A 19,263-nucleotide genomic window follows, 5' to 3' on the forward strand; every position below is an offset into this window, starting at 1 on the left:
AAAGTCGTTCCCATCAACCCCTGATGGAGTCAGCCCCATGTCCAAGCGCGATGTAGTGTTCCCACCCGCCCGCCATGCCTTGTATGAGCGTCACCGCTACTCGCCGGCGATTCGCTCAAACGGTTTCCTGTTTGTCTCCGGCCAGGTCGGCAGTCGCGAGGACGGTTCACCGGAGGCGGATTTGCCCGGCCAGGTACGCACCGCCTTCAACAACCTCAACGCGATCCTCGCTGCGGCCGGTTGCAGCTTCGATGATGCGGTGGATGTCACCGTGTTCATGGTCGATCCGCACTCGACGTTCGAAACGATCTGGACTGTGGTGCCGGAGTTCTGGGGCGAAGCGCCGTTTCCGACCATCACCGCTGTCGGCGTGACCTGGCTGGCGGGTTTCGATTTTGAAATCAAGGTGATTGCCAGACTGCCCGAAGCGGCTTGACCGGAACGGCACACAAACAGACACAACGCGCCGGCACGGAGGCTGGCCAATCTCCTCGCGAATGCGTATAACCTCGCCGTTTCGTCTACCCTGACGTGGCGCGCCGTTGACTACCGGTGGCCCTTCGAATGTTGACGCTTACGAAACGGAGAATTCTATGTTCAAGCGTACCCTCGCCCTCACCGCCGGTCTGGCGCTGTCCTTTTCTGCCCTGATGACGCAAGCCGCTGATGTCCTGCGCGTCAGCGCGATTCCCGACGAAGCCCCGACCGAGCTGCTGCGCAAATTCGAACCGCTGGGTGCCTATCTTGAGCAGCGGTTGGGCATGAAGGTGCAATTTGTCCCCGTCGCCGACTACCCGGCGGTGGTTGAAGCGCTGGCCACCGATCGCCTCGATATGGCCTGGCTCGGCGGTTTCACTTTTGTGCAGGCACGTTTGAAGACCGACGCCACCACGCCAGTGATCCCGCTGGTGCAGCGCGAGCAGGACGCGCAGTTCACCAGCAAATTCATCACCGCCGACCCGAACGTGAAAAGCCTCGCCGACCTCAAGGGCAAGACCTTCGCCTTCGGTTCGGTATCGTCCACCTCCGGTAGCCTGATGCCGCGTTACTTCATGCTGAAAAACGACGGCATCAAGCCGGAAGGCTATTTCAGCCGCGTCGCCTACTCCGGCGCTCACGACGCCACCGTTGCCTGGGTGCAGGCCGGCAAGGTCGATGCCGGGGTGTTGAATGCCAGCGTCTGGCAGAAACTGGTCGACGCCGGCAAGGTCGACACCAGCAAAGTCAAAGTCTTCGCCACCACCCCGACCTACTTCGATTACAACTGGACCGTGCGCGGCACCCTTGATCCGAAGCTGGCGGCGAAAATCAAGAAAGCCTTCCTCGACCTCGACCCGGCCAATCCTGAGCAGAAGAAGATTCTTGATCTGCAGGCGGCCAGTCGCTTCATCGAAACCAAGCCTGAAAACTACAAGGGCATCGAGGAAGCCGCCCGCGCCGCCGAACTGCTGAAATGACCCTACGCCTCACCCAGGGCAGCCTGCGCCACGCCAATGGCGTCGCTGCCCTTCGCAACATCGACGTGCAGATTGGCGCTGGCGAACAGGTGGCGATCATCGGCCCGTCCGGCGCGGGCAAGTCGAGCCTGCTCAATCTGCTGGCCACCGCGCTCAAGCCCAGCAGTGGCGACATCGAAGTGCTCGGCGAACGCGCCTGGCACTTGTCGGCGCGCCAGCGCCAGCGCCTGCGTGCGCGCATCGGTCTGGTGCATCAGGCGCCGCCGATTCCACCGCGTCAGCGGGTCATTACGGCGGTGCTGGCCGGCAAGCTCGGTCAGTGGAGTCTGGGCAAAAGTCTGCTGAACCTGCTGCATCCGCTGGATGTGGCTGGCGCTCGTGCGGCGTTGGCGCGGCTGGACTTGGGCGACAAACTGTTCGCCCATTGCCAGCAATTGTCCGGCGGGCAATTGCAGCGCGTCGGCATTGCGCGGGTGCTGTATCAGGCGCCGGAAATATTGCTCGCCGACGAGCCGGTTTCAGCGATGGACCCGGTCCTCGCCGGCCACACGCTGTCGATCCTGGCGCGCCATGCTCGCGAGCACAACGTCACGCTGGTGGCGAGCCTGCACGCGGTGGAACTGGCGCTGGCGCACTTTCCACGGATCATTGGCTTGCGCGACGGGCAGATTCTTTTTGATTGCCCATCCGATCAAGTCAGCCTCGACAAGCTCGATGCGCTGTACGCCAATGAACAACTGCAATCGCCAGCGCCTGCGGTCGCACCTTTGATTGTGCAGATTCCGCGATGCTGAAGGCCAATTCACGGGACCCGGCGGCGTGGCCGCGATTGTTGCTGACGCTGCTGGCGCTGGCTTTGCTGTGGCCGGGCATTCAGCTCAGCGAGCTGGACCTGAGCGTGCTGTTTCAGGCCGATAGCCAGAACGAAATGGGCCGTTTCGTTTCGGCATTCTGGCCACCGGCGCACGATCAGGCGTTCCTGCAACTGCTGCTCAAAGCCACCCTGCAAACCCTGGCGATTGCCACGGCGGGCATGGCCTTGGCGTTGCTGTTGGCGGTGCCGGCCAGCCTGATCGCCAGCCGCGCGTTGTCGCTCTCGGCGGCGTCCCGGGGCGGCGTGCCGAGCCTGCCCGGGCGCTTGCTGCGCTGGCCGGTACGCGGATTGCTGATTTTTCTGCGCAGCGTGCCGGAGATCGTCTGGGCGCTGTTGTTTGTGCGCGCCGTTGGCCTCGGCCCGGCGGCGGGCGTGCTGGCCATCGCCATTACCTACAGCGGCATGCTCGGCAAGGTCTACGCAGAAATTTTCGAATCCACCGACCAGCGCCCGGCGCACGCATTGTTGCAGGGCGGCAGCGGTCGGTTGGCGGCGTTTGCTTACGGCACGTTGCCGAATGTCGCCGCTGAATTGCTCTCGTACACGGTGTATCGCTGGGAGTGCGCGATCCGTGCCTCGGTGGTGATGGGCTTTGTCGGTGCCGGTGGGCTGGGGCAACAGATCGACCTGTCGATCCGCATGTTTGCCGGCGGTGAAGTCGCCAGCATGTTGCTGACGTTCCTGCTGCTGGTGCTGTGCGCCGATCAACTCAGCCGCCTGCTGCGCTGGAGGCTGACATGAGACGCCTGATCAATCTGCTGCTGATCGTCGTGATCGCATTTGCGGTGTTCACTTCCTTTGCTTATCTGGAACTGGATCTCGCCGAACTCGGCAGCGCCAACAGCCTCAAGCAGATGGGCAGTTACGTGCAGCGCTTTCTAAGTCCCGACTTGAGCGCCGGCTACCTGAAAGCCATTGCCCACGGTTCGCTGGAAACCCTGGCCATGTCGGCCCTCGGCACCCTGCTTGCGGCACTGTTCGGCATCGTTCTCGCGCTGCCCGCCGCCGGGCGTTTCGGCTGGCCGCTGCAAAGTGCGGCGCGTCTGCTGCTCAACGGCTTGCGGGCGATTCCAGAGCTGGTCTGGGCGGCGCTGATGGTGCTTGCCGCCGGTCTCGGACCGAACGCCGGCACCCTCGCCCTCGCTCTGCACACCACCGGCGTACTCGGTCGGCTGTTCGCCGAAGCGCTGGAAAACACCCCGCCGCAACCCGCCGAAGCGATTCGCTTGCAGGGCGGCAATCCGATCCTCGCTTTTTGCTACGGCACCCTGCCTAACCTCGCCCCGCAACTGCTCGCCTACTGCCTGTATCGCTGGGAAAACAACATCCGCATGGCCAGCGTGCTCGGTTTCGTCGGCGCCGGCGGCCTGGGCCAGATGCTGTATGTCAGCCTCAGCCTGTTCCAGGAAGCCCAGGCCAGTACGGTGATTCTGGCGATGCTGTTGCTGGTGTTTCTGGTCGATTGGTTGAGCGCCTGGAGCCGGCAGCGTTGGGTCAAAGCGTAGGCCGAGTGGATATCTGGCAAAAGCTGATTATGCTTCAGGAAACCTTGCAGCCCTGCGAGGCGGTCAGACTGTGCAAGCTTCACGCGACAGCGATGGCGACAGATGCCGACGGGCCAGAGTGCGACAGGCAGTAACGGGGGACTCCGGCCTACAACAATAAGCACGACGGAGAACACCCATGGCCACAATCGACACAGCATCCACCGGCACGCCACCGCGCAGCGGCGGCATCACCAAGGAGGAGCGCAAGGTCATCTTCGCCTCCTCGCTGGGCACGGTTTTCGAGTGGTACGACTTTTACCTCTACGGCTCACTGGCGGCGATCATCGCCAAGCACTTCTTCGCCGGCGTCAACGAAACCACCGCGTTCATCTTTGCCCTGCTGGCCTTTGCCGCCGGGTTTGCGGTGCGGCCGTTCGGCGCCATCGTCTTCGGGCGCCTGGGTGACATGATCGGGCGCAAGCACACGTTTCTGATCACCATCGTGATCATGGGCGTGTCGACGGCAATCGTCGGTTTGCTGCCGGGCTACGCCACTATCGGCGTCGCTGCCCCGGTGATTCTGATCACCCTGCGTCTGCTCCAAGGTCTGGCGCTGGGTGGTGAATACGGCGGCGCGGCAACCTACGTAGCGGAGCACGCACCACGCAACCGGCGTGGCTTTTTCACTTCGTGGATTCAAACCACCGCCACCCTCGGTCTGTTCATGTCGTTGCTGGTGATTCTCGCCTGTCGCACGGCGCTGGGTAACGAGGCGTTCGAAGCGTGGGGCTGGCGGATTCCGTTTCTGCTGTCGATCATTCTGCTGGCCGTGTCGGTGTACATTCGCCTGCAACTGAGCGAGTCGCCGGTATTTCAGAAAATGAAGGACGAAGGCAAGGCCTCGAAAGCGCCGCTGACTGAATCCTTTGCGCGCTGGGACAATCTCAAAGTGGTGATCATGTCGCTGCTCGGCGGCACCGCCGGGCAAGCAGTGGTCTGGTACACCGGGCAGTTCTATGCGCTGTTCTTCCTGTTGCAAACACTGAAGATCGACGCGCAGACCGCCAACCTGCTGATCGCCGGATCGCTACTGATCGGCACACCGTTCTTCGTGATTTTCGGCAGCCTGTCCGATCGCATCGGGCGCAAACCGATCATCATGGCCGGGTGCATTCTGGCTGCTTTGACCTACTTTCCGATCTTTACTGCGCTGACCCAGTACGGCAACCCGGACGTGTTCGTCGCGCAGGAGAAAAATCCGGTCAAAGTGATCGCCAATCCTGATCAGTGTTCATTCCAGTTCGATCCGGTGGGCAAGGCCAGATTCACCAGCTCCTGCGATCTTGCGAAAACCTTGCTGGCGAAACGCGCGATCCCTTATGAGAACGTTGCTGCCGAACCGAACACGGTGGCGCAGGTGCGCATCGGTGATCGCGTCATCGAGAGTTTCGAAGGCAGCACCCTCCCCGCCGCCGACTTCAAGGCCCGCAACGACGCCTTCACCGCCAACCTCGGCGCGGCGTTGAAAGACGCCGGTTATCCGGAAAAAGCCGATCCGGCGAAAATCAATTACCCGATGATGCTGCTCCTGCTCACCGTGCTGGTGATCTACGTGACCATGGTTTATGGCCCGATCGCCGCGTGGCTGGTCGAACTGTTCCCGACGCGCATCCGCTACACCTCGATGTCGCTGCCCTACCACATCGGCAACGGCTGGTTCGGCGGCTTCCTGCCGACCGTGGCGTTCGCCATGGTCGCCGCCACCGGTGACATCTACTACGGGCTGTGGTACCCGATCGTGATTGCAGTGGCGACGGCGATACTCGGCACGTTCTTCCTGCCGGAAACCAAGGATCGCGACATTCTGAAAGACTGAAAAAGCCGCAGCGCCCTCTCCTGCGGGAGAGGGCCCTGGCGCTGAAAAATTTCGAACGTCTGCCGCCGCGCTGTCTCCAATGTTTACACCCACAGGAGGCCAGCGCCATGAACCCCAACGACGACAAAACCCCCAACGCCCCGCCCACCGATGCCAGCGGCAAACCGGTGAACGTGGTCGAGCGCGATCTGCAGGACCGCGACGGCAAGACCGAAGGCGTGGACAAGGTCATCACGCCGTCTTCCACTCGGGTCAAAGAGCAGGAAGCCGAAGAGCTGCAGCGTAAGGTCGATGAGATCGAGCGTAAGGTTGCAGACGGTAACTGAGTGCAGCGTGGCTGTGGCCGCGGCTTTGAGCGGCGGCTGTCAGCCCGATGACCAAAAGCTGATTTCCTACAGAATCGAACTACACAGCTGATCGACTTCACGTGCATCACAAGCGAAGCGTCTGACAGATTTGCATCGTCTGTTTGCGGATGATGTCTCCCTCGTCCCGCCAGTGACGACAACGAGCCACATCCCCCTTAGACTGCTTCACATTGTTCATGGAGGTCATGATGAGCGCTGAACTCTCACTTATTGTTTCAGACTTCGAAACCGAAGAAGAGGCTGCGAGCTATGACCTTTGGTATCGGGCCAAAGTACAAGCTGCACTTGATGATCCGCGACCTGGAATCCCTCACGATGAGGCAATGGTGATTCTGGCCCAAAAGATAGAAGAGAGACGCAAAAATCGACGCGCTGCCGGTTAGATGGAGCGATCAGGCTCTCGACGATCTGGCTGACATTACTGGATACATTGAGCAATTCAACCTTCGCGCTTCAGCATCGCTGCTTCGCAAAGTTGGAGCGGCTGCGCAGACGCTTTCTTCAGTTCCACATGGTTTTCGCTTCGGCCGGATACCGGGCACTCGCGAAATGGTGATTCATCCGAACTATCTGCTGGTCTATCGGGTGAATGGCCAGATCCGAATACTGACGGTAATTCATGCCCGAAAGAAATATCCCTGACCTTTCAACCCAAAAAAAGGCGGCCAACCGGCCGCCCAAACGTACTGCACGAGAGTCCTCTACAACGTCAGCTGCCCACGCTCCTCCTCGGTCAGCTGCTGTTTCGCCTGTTCATCCAGCGCCCCGGCGCCCAGCACCTGCACCGGGCTGTCCGGGTTGTAACCGGTCGCTGGCGCGCGACTGGCACCATCGCGCGACGGTGCCAGTTGCTCGTTGCCGAAGCTGAGTACCTGCACGGTGAACACCGAGGCCTGGTTCTGCCGCGCCGCTGCCTGTTGCTGCCGGGCGACGTCTTCCGCCGCTTGGGTGGCTGAGGATGCCGCCGAACTGGCCGAGGTGATCGCGCCGGTATTCACCGCTGACACCACCGGCACGCCGGTCGCTTTGCCCTGCACCGAAATGTTCGCGGCGTTGACCACCGTCAGCGCGGCGATGTTGACGTTGCCTGACACGCGAATCCCCGCCTCGCCGGCATCGATGGTGCCCAGTGGCGCGATCAGGTCGATGTTGCCCGGTGCCACTTCGGCGATCGGGTTGAGCGTGGCGATACCGGCGCCGGTACTCGGCACCGACGGCGACAGCGTGACGTTGCCCCAAGTGTCGTAGACACGTTTTGGCGGCGTGTAGACCACGGTGGTTTTCGAGCCGCGACCGGCGTTGATATCGCCCTCGGCGGACCAGCCAAGAATCGAGCCGCCGAAGGTGGTCATGATCCGGCTCTGGCCGAGCAGAATGCTGCCTTGCGAATACAGCTGAATGTCGCCCGAACCCTGAGTGATGATCCCCGCCGTCGACGGCGGCGCCGCGCCTTCGATGCCGAACACCTGGCCACCGCCCGGTGTGAGCATCTGGATATCGCCGCCAAACAGCGTCTTGACCCCGGCGCCACCGTACATCGTGATATCGCCGTCGTAACGGATCGGATTGCCGGCGACATCAGTGGTCGGGAACAGTGCCGCAATGGCGTTGCGACCGCGCAGGTAACTGCCAGTGCGCGGGCCGTCGGCATCGGTGTATTCCAGGCCACCGGCACGCAATTCGGCGAAGTACACCTGGCGGGCGAAGATCGCCTGTTCGGTACTCGGCAGTGCGGCGAAGAAGGCTTGCGCCTGTTCGGCGCTACCCTTGAAGCCATAACCCAGGCTCAGCCAGCTCTGCAGTTCTTCGACGTAGGTCTTGACCACTTTGCCCGGCTGCGCGCTGAGGGCCACAGCAGAATCCGCTACGTTTCGCGGGTTCAGATAACGCGCAATGAACTGTGAGTAATCCGGCCCCTGCGCGCCCGCACCCGCTTGCATCACGATGCTCGCACCGGGGCGCTGATCACCTGCCACGACAGGGCCGAGGCTGGTGATGCTGGCGCGATCTTCCATCAGGATATTGCGCCCGGCATTGACGTCCAGAACACCCGGGCCGGCAATGTCGAAGCTGCTGTAGAGAATGTCTCGCCCGGCCGAAACCCGCGAAATGTCGCGCGCATCGTTATGCACGAACAGATTGCCGGTAGACGCGATCTGTTCGTTGTTGCGACTCATGCCCCCAACGGGCGCAAACGTGGGTTGCCCCAAATTGGTACCGGACGCCACGATGTCACGCCCCGCCACCATCCACACCGGGCCTGCCGATTCATACCAGGTGCGCTTCGTGGTCGCGAACGCCAGCGTTTCGCCCGTGCGAATTCCTACCAGGTCACCGGTCAGTGCATAGAAGCGCGCCGGCCCCTGAACACTGCTCAACCCCGAGTAGCTATCGGGACCAAAGGCAAACAGTGGATAGCGCGAATTGGTTTGCGCCAGCACACCATCGCTTCCGGCGTTGGTCGTGATCGGCCGAGCGGACTGGTTGTTGCCGTAGCCATTGAACGCGGGTGCAAACGGTGTGGCGAGCGCCGCCGGGCTGGCCCCTGACTGGTTGATGGCGTAGCCGCCGGCATAGATCGAATCCCCAGCGATCAGTTCAAGCTGCCCCGCGCTGGAAGGTGCCAACAGCAATGACCAGGCCAGAGCCGGCGCCGGGTTGCCTATGCCGTAGGCCGCTGATGGTCCCGCATAAATCGAGCCTTGGCCGGCCACGGCACGCAATATCGAAGGAAAGACGAAGCGGTCATCGGTCGGTGACCCGTTAAGCCCGGCGACGGGGTCCTGCCCGGTGGTTTCCATCAACTGGGTGCTGGGCGTCAGGTTGCCGCCGGCCGAGAACAAATCGATGGCCGTGTGATCGGTCCACAGCGAGAAACCACTCAAACCGCCACCGGCATGGTAAATGCCATCCGCCGTGGTAAACGGTGTGGAATTCTGCAACCTCACGCGGCCCGGATCGGCGGCGCCACCCAACACCAGATCGCCGCGGGTGTTGAGGCGCATGCCGGAGTCACCGGGAATCAGCACCAGCCCACCACTGGCATTGCTGGCCGTCGAGTTGAACGGGTCGAAGGCGCGCGTTTCCCGTGGGTCATGAAACAGCGCCGAGGCGCCGTACTGCAGATTGATACCGCCCAACGCGGCGCCCGTCAGTTGCGCCGCACCGCGCAGGTTGATTAGCGCGCCCTGCAAGTCGTGCGTCGGCGTGCCGGTACCCGCCAGGCCGGCACGTGCCTGCAGAGACGGATTAAGGACACCGCCCAGACGAATATCCAGGTCTCCGCCACCGGTCAGTTGCAGGTTCCCGTCACTGTCCACGCGGCCCGTACTGCCGACAGCCACGATCAACCCCTGACTGCGAGGGTACGACGCATACCTGTCGTCGCCCATGGCCTTGAGCATGCCAGCATCCCCGCCGGCGCTCAGACTGATGTTGCCGCCGCCCAGCGTACCGAACCCGGTAAAGCCTACCAGATAAGGTCTGGTTTCCTCGCCCAGCGCTGGCAATGGCTGCGCAGCGTAGCTGCCGAAATTGATCCACCAGGCAGTCGGTACATCGTTGTTGCCGGTACCCTGGCGCCAGAGCCAATTGCCCACCGCCACACTCGGCACCTGCTCCCGCGTACCGTCGCCCGTGGCGACCGAGCGACGGCCAAGCACGTCACCCGACACAGACCCGCCGGCATTGATCGTCAGGTTACCGCCCATCTGCGGATACCAGGCCTGGTAGAGGTTGGCACTGCCGCCATCGACCCATTTTTCGTAATCGCTGCCAGCGCTGCCCAATACCGAGCCATCAGCCGACAGCCTTCCGCGGGGCTGGTTATAACGCGCGTCGACGTCTGCCGATTGGGTGCCGGCGGTGTAGACGCCGAAAGGTGAGGCCATGCTGAGGTTACCGGCCGCCATCAAATCCAGGTCGCCGGTGCCAGTACGCAAAACGCTGAACATCTGCGTATGGGCCTGGGCGCTCTTGCTCGGATTGTTTTCAATGCACAGTGCCGGGTCGATGGAGCACCAGAACAATTCGTCATCGTTCATCGGTGTGTAATCCGGCATGCCCATCCAGTTGCCAGGCGCCCACACACTGCGCGCCATGGGCGCGCAAGAACCGGGAGCGATATCACAGAGCACAAGGTATTCCTCGGGAACCGGTTCGTACGGTGTAAAGCCATACTCGTTATCCACCGCCCAGACCAGTTTGCCGGCCACCTCGATCATGCTCACACCATAGTGAGTGTCGGCCATCTGCAAGTTGCCGACGCTGGCCTGAGGTTTCACGCTACGGCTGTCGGCCGCGGTCAGATCGGCCCCTGCCACCATGCGCATCGACCACGACGCACTGCCCGCCGGCAGCATGCTGGCGATCGCCCAGTTTCGACCTTGCTGGTTTCCATTGGCAGGACGCAGATCGAGGAATACCGTGCCATCGGCGAGCTTCACGTTGGTCATGGAGGGAATCAGCGAACCCCGCAACAGCGCCAACGTTCCGTTCAACACCACACCCACCGTCTTATTGTCGGCATCAACCGCACCCGGCAGCGGCACGCCTTTGGGCCAGAGCACGGCCTGCAGTGCGGTGGCGTTGTTCAAGCGGATACCTGCACCCAAACGACTGCCGGTCGGCAGGGTCACAGCGTTGTCGAGCAACGTACCGGCGGCATACATCAGGTTACCCGCCGCGTCATGCACATCGCCGGCCAGCACCGTTCCACCCTGTAACGCGTAAGGTGCGGCCAAAGTGCTCTGAACCGGCAACACCGTGCCCGCAGCCAGTGTGGCGGCTTGAATCGGCAGGTCGTAATTCAAGGTGGCGCCAACCGGAAAGAGCGTCCCTTCGGCAAGGCTGACACCACTGCCCGGTACGATCAGGTCACCGCCGAAAGGCTGTATCCCCGGCAACAGTTTCCAGCCAGCGTCGTCCACGGTTTCCGGCGGCGGTGCGAAACCGTCGTTGATGCTCCCGTAGATATCGAGGTTGCCACCGGCACGGATCAACAGGCTGCCCGCTTCCCCGCTGCCATACACCGAGGTCCGGCGAGTGTGCGGGTTGAGGCTGGCGTAACGGTAGCCGGACAAGTCGAGATCGCCCTGCACCACCAGATCGCCGTCAGCGGTTTTGCTGACGATTTCCACCCCCGGGCGCAGATGAAACGCATCGGCATAGGTCGCATTGTTGAGGCCGGCCAGTTTGCGTTGTAGCAGATCACTGTTACCCAGCGCCGCATCGATAAAGCCGCTGCTGTCTGAGTCAATGCGATCCAGGTAGGCTTGATCGATCATTTGATACGGGCGACCGCTGGCCGCCGGATCGGTGCCATCGGCAGCATCACTGTAACTTCGCACGGCATTCAGCCCGATGGAGCGGGCACCTTGAATACTCAACGTACCGCTGGCATCCACCGCAATGTCACCGCCGCCCAGGCGCGGTGCATTCAGCTCCAGCGTCCCACGCAACACGTCATCGCGTTGCCCCGCCTGGTTTCCAGGCACTGCATCGGTGCCGTGACGCAGGTCAATCCGTGCACCAGCGGCCAGCGTCAGCACGCCGTCACCTGAATTGAGTTCAACCATGGCGCGGTTCGGTGCGTCGATGATTTTGCCGTAGCTGTCGACGCGCAGTACGCGGCCATGGGCATCGAGCAGCGCGTTGCCTGTCAGGTTCAAACCGTTTTTGCCGGCAAGGCGAATGCTGCCGACCCGTTCACCACTGGCATCGATCACCCCGTCCACGGTCAGGTTGCCGTTGTCCACCGAGACATTGACTTCGCCCGCTTTGAGTTCGTTACCGATACGCAGACTGCCTTGCTTGAACTGGAAGCTTCGACTGCCCACTACCCCGCCGGCATTCAAGCGCAGGTTAAGGCTGGCAAAGGCCTCGCTCAAATCACCCGCCAGGCGCTGGGCGCGAATGTCCACGCCACCGGCCTTGTACGGCACCCACGTACCGCCCGCGTCGTAATAGCCACTGCTGCTGCCGACAATCTGCCCTTGCAGATCAACCTGTCCAGCGTCAGTGGCCAGGGCCACAACGTTCAATTGGCCGGCCTGATTGTTGACGGCGGACAGATCGATTCGCGAGCCCGCCAACTGACGAATATTGCCGTTGTTGCTCTGCAACGACACGTCGCCGCCCCAGCTGTATTTCTGCACATCATTGAACGGCAGAACCCGGCCCGCCATGTCCACCTGCGCGCCGCTGCCAAGCAGCAGATCATCCTCGGCATTGACCAGCAGCTTGCCGCTGGCGAGGACGATGCGACTGTCGAGCACAACACTGCGTGCCGTCAGGCTCAGTTGCGCACCGAGGGCATCCGCGGCAGCCGTTGTGGCGCTACCACTCAGAGTCAGGTTGTTGCCCGCCTTGAGTTCACTGACCGAGGCGGCCTCGCCGGTCAGCAATGGCGTGCGCAGATTGAGATTGCCGCCGCTGTAGCTGAACCCCTTGACCGCGTCGTAAGCTCCTTGGGATTCGTACACCGCCAGACTGCCCTTGTGGTTGGCGGTGATGCGCTCGCTGGCGTTGAGGTTGACGTTGGCAAACCCCAGGGCCAGTCGGTCATTGCGATCCAGGCCATTGGGCTGCGGGTTCGGGCCATAACCCAATTCGATCCGCTGCGCCTGAATATCCAGCGTACCGTGCCCGTTGCCGGCGCCGTCCTTGACCACCGTACCCGGGGCCTGAGTGGCCCCGTTCCAGATCAGATTGCGGGTGCGGATCGTCGCGACATCGGTGGCAGCGCCCGAGCCGTAGATGGCCGGGCTACCCAACACCAGATTCTGCAAACGGCTCTGGCCGGTCTGCGGATCAATGGTGTCGAGGGTCACGCTGCCGAAAAAGTTGAACGCATCGCGGGCCACCAGACTCAGGGTTTCCAGGGCGGGGGCGCCAGATTGCGTGTCGCCCTGCAACAGGCGATCCAGCACGTTCTGGTTAAGCGTCAGGCCCGCGGGTGTGCGGCCGCTGGCTGCGGCCAGTGCTTGCGCACTGCCGGCATTGACCACACCGACCGAAAGCCCGAGTTGGCGAGTGCCAAAGCGCACGCTTTCGCCCAGTTCGAAGTCTTTGTCAGTGGCGGCGATGATGCTGCCGTTGGAGTACAGCAACGCCGCAGCGGTGCAATCGGCCGTCGGACAGTTGCCGATACGAATGCTCCCGCCCCCGCCATCGGTGGGCGCAAGCACCGGCGTCCAGCCGTTGGACACCACCAGCAGGCTGGAGCGCCCCGGCTCGTAGACGAAACCGGCTGCGGCATCATACGGGACGTCACCTCGCCCCAAGGTATTGACGCCCGCTCCCGCATCGATGGTGATGCCGCCATTGGCGCTGTTACTGCTCAGCACAACCTCTGGCGCCGAGAGGATCGCGCCCTCGCGCAGACGAATCGCCGAGGTATTGCCGATCACCTTGATCGAGCCGCCCTCCGCACCGTAATACACGGTTGGGGTGCCACCGATGGTCAAACGTCCGGCATTCAAGCGGTTGAGGGTGTCGGCGTACAGCGATACACCGTCGAACCCTGGCGTTCGCGTATGCCCGGCACCGAGAATTTCAAACTCTGCGCCGGTATAACCGCCCTGAACGACCGCCGTACCAATGACCCCGCCGCTGGCAGGTTTGAACAGCACCTGCCCGTTGAAGTCCAGGGCTGAGTCGTGCTCGCCGCCACTGACCATGCGCAGGTGCAGCGTGTTGCCGTCCAGCGGTGTGCGGGCGCGCGGCAGACCGCGGCGGGCAGCATCGTTGAGCACAAATTGGCTGAACCCGGTTTCGTTGTACTGTGAATAGCGCCGCAGCACATCGGCGGACGTCACGATGACCTGGCTGGGCAAACTGTCGCGGATACCGGTGTTGGCAATCGACAGCTGTCCGGCCGTGGTCCACGAGCCATTGCGCAACTTCAACGCACTGTCCATCGGCCCCGCAATCGCTTGACCATTGATTTCGACCCGGAAGGCGCCCGGTAACAAGGCAAAGGTCGATGGCAACAAGGTGTAGGTGCCGGGTGCCAGTCCGGCAACGCCGGTCCCGAGGGTGATCTGCTGGCCGATACGCGGGTCGACCGCGCCGGCCTCGGCCAGCATCGGCGCATAGCGGCTCTGGTCACCGGCCACGATTGCATACACGGGGTTATTGGCCAGCCCCGGCAAACTGAAGGTGCCATCGGTGGCATTGCGTACCAGCGGATTGAAACGCGCATCGGTGGAGCCACCTCGTCCGGAGACAAAACCGGCACCGCGCAAATCGCCGCCGCCCGAAAGGTCGATCACCGCCCCGGCCTGCACATTGGTGTATTGCGCATCAAGGATGACCCCGGAGGTCGCTCCGGCAATGCCATTCAACATCACCGACTTACCGTTGTACCGATAGTCGATACCGTCGGTGGTTCCTCCATAGGGCATGACCAGTCCGGCGGCGCTGACTGAAGTCACGCTGCCCGGCAGAAGGTGAAGTTCACGGGTTTTGACAATGACGTCATCACCCAGGGATATCAGCCCCAAGGGCGCACGAATGACGCCGCCCTGCTCGATCTGTCCCGCACTGAGTGTCAGGCTGCCGAACACCGAGTAAGGCAAAGCGGTCGGCGCCGCCCCGTGATTGCCGATACGCAACGTATGCTCCGGCACCGATCCGGCCATACTCTGATAGCCCACTCGCACCTCAGCCGAGACGCCACTGGCCGGGTAGATCTGCGCAGCCCGCATGTGCATGTCACCCGCAGTCCACAGACGGCTGCGCTGCTGTTCATCGGTTGGCGCGAGGAAGCGCAGGTCGCCCTGGCTGTCCAGCGTGACCAGACCAAAGCCACGGCGGCTGACCGCCAGGGCCGGTGCGGCCGATTGCACGAGAGTCCCTTCGGTGCCGAATGAAAGCGAGTTGCCCAGGTCCAGCAGGTTCGCGCTGGCGGTGAATTGCGCGCCGGACAACTGCGCTGTCGGATTGCTCATCACCCGCGGACGCACTTTGACTTCCGAGCTGAAATAGGTGCCCAGCCCTGACAGGCGCAGGTAAGGTGCGCTGAGGTTGACCCGGGCGCTGTCACTCGCCGACTCGGCCAATGAAAGGGAACCGGCGAACAGGCTCAGGCCCTGTCCCATGTGCAGGTCGACATCGCCGTCGAACGTCATCAGACCGTTGCTCAGCAGACTCACGCTGTCGAAGCCACCGCTCATAAGCTGATCGGCACTCAAGCGTGTACGCCCGTAGCGTAAAAGTGGCGAAGCCTCTCCCGCTCGCAGCGGCTGCGGCAGTGCCGGCGCAGGCCCTTGGGCAATGATCAGTTCACGTGGCACGCGCACCGCATTGCTCAAGTTCGCGGAACCGTACGCCGGTGTATCCAGAGCGATCTCCAGACGCCCGCCCGCCGCACCCGCACCGCCAGCATTGGCCTGCAGACTGCCCTCGATGAACAGACCATTGTAGGAACTCAGGGTGATCCGTCCGCCATCGGTGGCCACACGAGCGGGGCCTTGCCCACCGCTATCGAGCACGGCTTGCGCACCGGACGCTTCCAGTCGCGCACCGTTGCGGATGATGACGAAAGCATCGGCAGCGGTCGCCGTGACTTTCTTCACATCAATCTCGCCACCGACAATGATCGAGCCACCCTTGCCAACCTGGCCGTAGACGCGGCCCAGCGCATCGACAGCGGTCGCTGCCCGACCGGCGACATCGATCAAGGCATGTTCACCGATCCAGATCGAACGGTTGTGCGGGGTCGGATCGGCCTCTTGCAAGGACGTCGCCACATCAATCGCGCCGAACTGCTGTTGACGGATATCGACAACACCGCCCCAGGCGTTGAGTTCACCATCAAGCGTGATCTGGCCTGCCCCGCGCAAACCGATGCGCTGGCCGGGATCGACACTGATCCGTGAGCCTTCGCCAATCGACAACGGACTGCTGGCGGGATCAATCAAGCCAGCAAGCGTCGCGCCGGCCTGCAATGCGACAGAAGCGCCGGCCCTTTGCGTCAAGACGCCCTTGAGCGGGTCTTCCTGAAATAACGCGGGCGTCCATAGCTCCAGCGCAGCGCGCGGCGACATACCGGACACAATGGTCGAGGCGGATTCGCCAAATCGATAGACCGGCATCTGCACATCGATCGCGCTTTGCGCGGCGACCTCCAGCCCCTTCAGACCGATGATGTTGTAGGCGCTGAACCCCGTGCGGAACAGCTCCGGCGTCAGGCGCAAGGTCTGTTCTTCGGCCACTTCGCCGGAAGCGCCGATCCGCACCTTGCTGGCCTGCACGGTCAAGGTGCCGCCGCCGTTCACGCCATAGCCCTGCACCTCGCCATCGAGCACCATGCGCGACAGGCCTGGCGCACTGTTGGCGCTGGATTCAAGCGTCACGTCGCCACCCTTGCCGCCACGCGTCTTGCCGTTGGCCAATACCGCACCGCCCGACGAAACATCGACCAGACTGCCACTGGCCAGCAGAATGTCGCCGGTACTGCGGATCGACACTGTCCCGCCATTGAGGTACGCCAGGCCGCCCGCGTCGTCCGGGTTACTCGACAGGTTGCGCCACAGACCGCGTGTCTGCAGCTGCACACCCTGCGCAACCGTCACTCGCGCTTGCTTGCCTGCTGAAACCTGGAGACTGGTGTCATCACGCCGATCGGTGGCGAGCTGGTTCAAAACGTTGCCCAATTGCAGGCTGCCGCCTTGCGCACTCAGATCGGCATTGACCTGCACGTCAGGGCTGAACAGGGTGATGTTGCCACCGTGATCCACCGTCACGCCTTCATTGACTTCAATCGTGTTTTTCGCCGAGATCTTCAGCGCGCCCAGCGCGAAACCATTGAGCAGCCCGGCATCGAGGAACAGTTTGCCTGCGCGTTCTGCCGCGACCGCGTCGGTCAGCGCTGCGTTCGCTACGCTGGCATGCGCGCCCCCCACTTGCACCTGATCGAGCATCGGGTCGAGTTGATAGAGCAGGCCGGCACTGGCAGCGACATAAGCAGCATCGTAACTGCCAACCACCAACTGCCCTCGCCGCGCCCGGGCGGTCTGGGTCTGGGCATAGCCGTCCAGACCTGCCCGCGGTGCCTGGATTTGCCGTTCGCCCTGAAACACCTCACCCAACAGCTGGCCTTCCAGCACGGCGTTGCCCGTGGCGATCACCAACTGGCCGGCATCCCGGCCAACGGTGTAACCCGCTTCCTGACGACGCGTCGGCGCGATCAGCGGGCTATAGAAATAATCCGTCTGGCCCCAGCGCTCGCTGTGACTTTCGTAACCTTTGTAAAGACCGTTGTAGAGAATATCGCCCGGCGCACGCGACACTTCGTATAACCGCCCGTCCGCACCGCGCAGCCAGCTCTGGCGAATCTCGCCGCCCTGCACATCAAGCGTGCCGCCGGACACATTGATCAGCGAACCTTTTTCGCTGATCACGTCCTGTCCGGAAAACCGCACCTCACCGCCCTGCGCCATCCATTCACCAACGCCATGGCCCTGAGTGCCGAGGTATCCGCCGACCTCCAACAACCCACCGGCGGTGTACCAGCGGTCGGTGGCGTAACCGTTGGTGCCCGCCGGCACGAATACCAGCTCACGGACATCGACCCAGATGTCGTTACTGTTGAGCGCGCCGTTCTCGCGATTGACCGGCGCATCACGCTGCTCGTTGCCCTGGACGTTGATCTTGATGTTGTTGTTTGCCATCGCCACTTTGACGCCGAGGGCGCCGGACACGTCGATCACCGCCCCCTCGCGCAATAGACTGCGCCGTCCCGCGGCAACCGCCACCTGCCCACCGGTGGCAAGGGTGATCGAGCCGCTTTTGAATTCGACGGTGCCGCCGCTGCCGATGTCGATGCGTGACTGATCGCTGCGGATCCGGTTGTTGGCATTGACGCCGGTCAGCGCGGCCTCGCGCTGGCTGTCCAGGGCCGTGAGATCACTGCTGTCGAGCAGAATCGCACTGACGCCATTTTCGCCCAGGGTCACACGGCCTTGGGCATCGCTGGCCGGATTGAGCAAATGCACGGTGCCGCGCGTCGCCACCGAAGTGCTCGCCAGCAGCACACCGTTTTGCACAACGTCGCGGCCGGTCAGGGTGATGTCGCCGGTGGATGCCTGGATCAGGCCGGTGTTGCTGACCTTGCCCGAGCTGTCAGCCTTGAAACCGGGAATGACCTCACTGCCGAAAGTGGTTGAATAACCATTACCGTCGGTGCCCGAGCCCTTGCGGATATGGAAACGGTCCCCCGCACCCAGCACCGTCTGACCTTTGGCCGTACTGATCGAGCCGTCGTTCTGCACGTCCTGGCCGAGCAGCAAGGTATAGCCGCCGGCGTCGGTGGAGAGCGCAGGTTGATGCGTTTGTATGGCTGCGCCACGCTCCACCAGGACTTTGCCAGCAGCGTCGGTGAAGGTTGGCTGACTGCCGGTGCTGTCGAAATACAGACCCCGATCGCGAAATTGTGCATCGGTCATGTTCGCGGCTGCCGCTACCAGATTTCGCACATTGACCTGGCTGCCACCGCTGAAGACGATGCCGTTGCGGTTGATCAGCATCACCGTGCCGTCCGCTTTGATCTGCCCCTGAATCTGGCTGGCCCGTGCGCTCGGATCGTTGACGCGATTGAGCACCGCCCAGTTGGCCTGCTGGGCAAATTCCACTGTGGTATTGCGGCCGACGTTGAACGTTTCCCAATTGAGAATCGCCTTGTCGGCGGTCTGCTCGATCTTCACCGTGGTCTTGCCGTCGGCCTGGGTCTGTTGCGGGCCTTTGGCGTTCATCCAGCCCTGGCTCAGGCTGTTATCGACCTTCAGGCCGCCCTCGCCCAATCCGTCCGGAACCACTTGCACACTGCCCAATGCGGCGGCACGTCCAGCGGCTTGTGCGGCCTGCTGAGCGGCAATCGCTGCCACGGTGTTATTGAGTGTCTGCAAAGAGCGCTGCAACTGCTGGCTGGCCCGTTGCTGCTGTGCCAGCGGTGGGGTCATTCCCGGCAGACCACCCCCTCCCGGACGCGACGCCGAAGCCTGCTGCGCCGCGCCCTTCGCGGCAAACCAGGTGGAACTGAACGCTGTCGCCGCCTCGGCACTGCCCGCCACCAGACACAAGGCGACGGCTTGCGCCAATGGCTTGAGCAGCCACTGTGCGGGATCGCCCGCGCCACGTTTGATCGGCCGGATACGGTTACTGTGACGGGAGGTGCGAGCAAGCATCACTACAGGTCCTT

10 protein-coding genes are annotated in these 19,263 nt (G+C 62.7%); 9 read left to right on the forward strand and 1 reads right to left on the reverse strand.

Annotated elements, in window-relative coordinates; genetic code table 11:
* The first annotated feature begins 37 nt into the window (after positions 1-37).
* The 9 genes from HU724_RS16195 (at position 38) to HU724_RS16235 (ending at position 6,704) form a co-directional block, all read left to right on the forward strand.
* A complete protein-coding gene (locus tag HU724_RS16195) occupies positions 38-436 on the forward strand; it encodes a RidA family protein (RefSeq protein WP_186569717.1) in 399 nt (132 codons plus the stop codon).
* A 157-nt stretch (positions 437-593) separates the two neighbouring features.
* Entirely contained in the window at positions 594-1,457 is an 864-nt protein-coding gene (locus HU724_RS16200; RefSeq protein WP_186569716.1) for a putative selenate ABC transporter substrate-binding protein, read from the forward strand.
* The gene (locus HU724_RS16205) at positions 1,454-2,251 is read left to right on the forward strand and encodes a phosphonate ABC transporter ATP-binding protein (protein WP_186569715.1); all 798 of its coding nucleotides are present in this window, start codon (positions 1,454-1,456) and stop codon (positions 2,249-2,251) included. The genes HU724_RS16200 and HU724_RS16205 overlap by 4 nt, the downstream gene beginning before the upstream one ends.
* On the forward strand, positions 2,245-3,072 hold the full coding sequence (locus tag HU724_RS16210) for a PhnE/PtxC family ABC transporter permease (protein ID WP_186569714.1): 828 nt from the start codon (positions 2,245-2,247) through the stop codon (positions 3,070-3,072). The genes HU724_RS16205 and HU724_RS16210 overlap by 7 nt, the downstream gene beginning before the upstream one ends.
* Positions 3,069-3,836: a phosphonate ABC transporter, permease protein PhnE gene (gene phnE / locus HU724_RS16215; RefSeq protein ID WP_186569713.1), complete on the forward strand. Its 768-nt coding sequence runs from the start codon at positions 3,069-3,071 to the stop codon at positions 3,834-3,836. Before HU724_RS16210 ends, phnE begins: the two co-directional genes overlap by 4 nt.
* A gap of 178 nt (positions 3,837-4,014) precedes the next feature.
* Positions 4,015-5,694, forward strand: a complete 1,680-nt coding sequence (locus tag HU724_RS16220) for an MFS transporter (RefSeq protein ID WP_186569712.1) — start codon at positions 4,015-4,017, stop codon at positions 5,692-5,694.
* A gap of 107 nt (positions 5,695-5,801) precedes the next feature.
* Complete coding sequence (locus HU724_RS16225) at positions 5,802-6,020, forward strand: hypothetical protein (RefSeq protein ID WP_042606898.1); 219 nt, start codon at positions 5,802-5,804, stop codon at positions 6,018-6,020.
* 230 nt (positions 6,021-6,250) lie between these two features.
* Complete coding sequence (gene relB, locus HU724_RS16230) at positions 6,251-6,445, forward strand: type II toxin-antitoxin system RelB family antitoxin (RefSeq protein WP_186569711.1); 195 nt, start codon at positions 6,251-6,253, stop codon at positions 6,443-6,445.
* A gap of 46 nt (positions 6,446-6,491) precedes the next feature.
* Positions 6,492-6,704, forward strand: a complete 213-nt coding sequence (locus tag HU724_RS16235; RefSeq protein ID WP_262137240.1) for a type II toxin-antitoxin system RelE/ParE family toxin — start codon at positions 6,492-6,494, stop codon at positions 6,702-6,704.
* A 59-nt stretch (positions 6,705-6,763) separates the two neighbouring features.
* On the opposite strand, the gene HU724_RS16240 is transcribed toward HU724_RS16235, so the two are convergent.
* Complete coding sequence (locus HU724_RS16240) at positions 6,764-19,249, reverse strand: filamentous hemagglutinin family protein (RefSeq protein WP_186569710.1); 12,486 nt, start codon at positions 19,247-19,249, stop codon at positions 6,764-6,766.
* Positions 19,250-19,263 lie beyond the last annotated feature (14 nt).

It is taken from the genome of Pseudomonas iranensis (assembly GCF_014268585.2).
Taxonomy (GTDB): domain Bacteria; phylum Pseudomonadota; class Gammaproteobacteria; order Pseudomonadales; family Pseudomonadaceae; genus Aquipseudomonas; species Aquipseudomonas iranensis.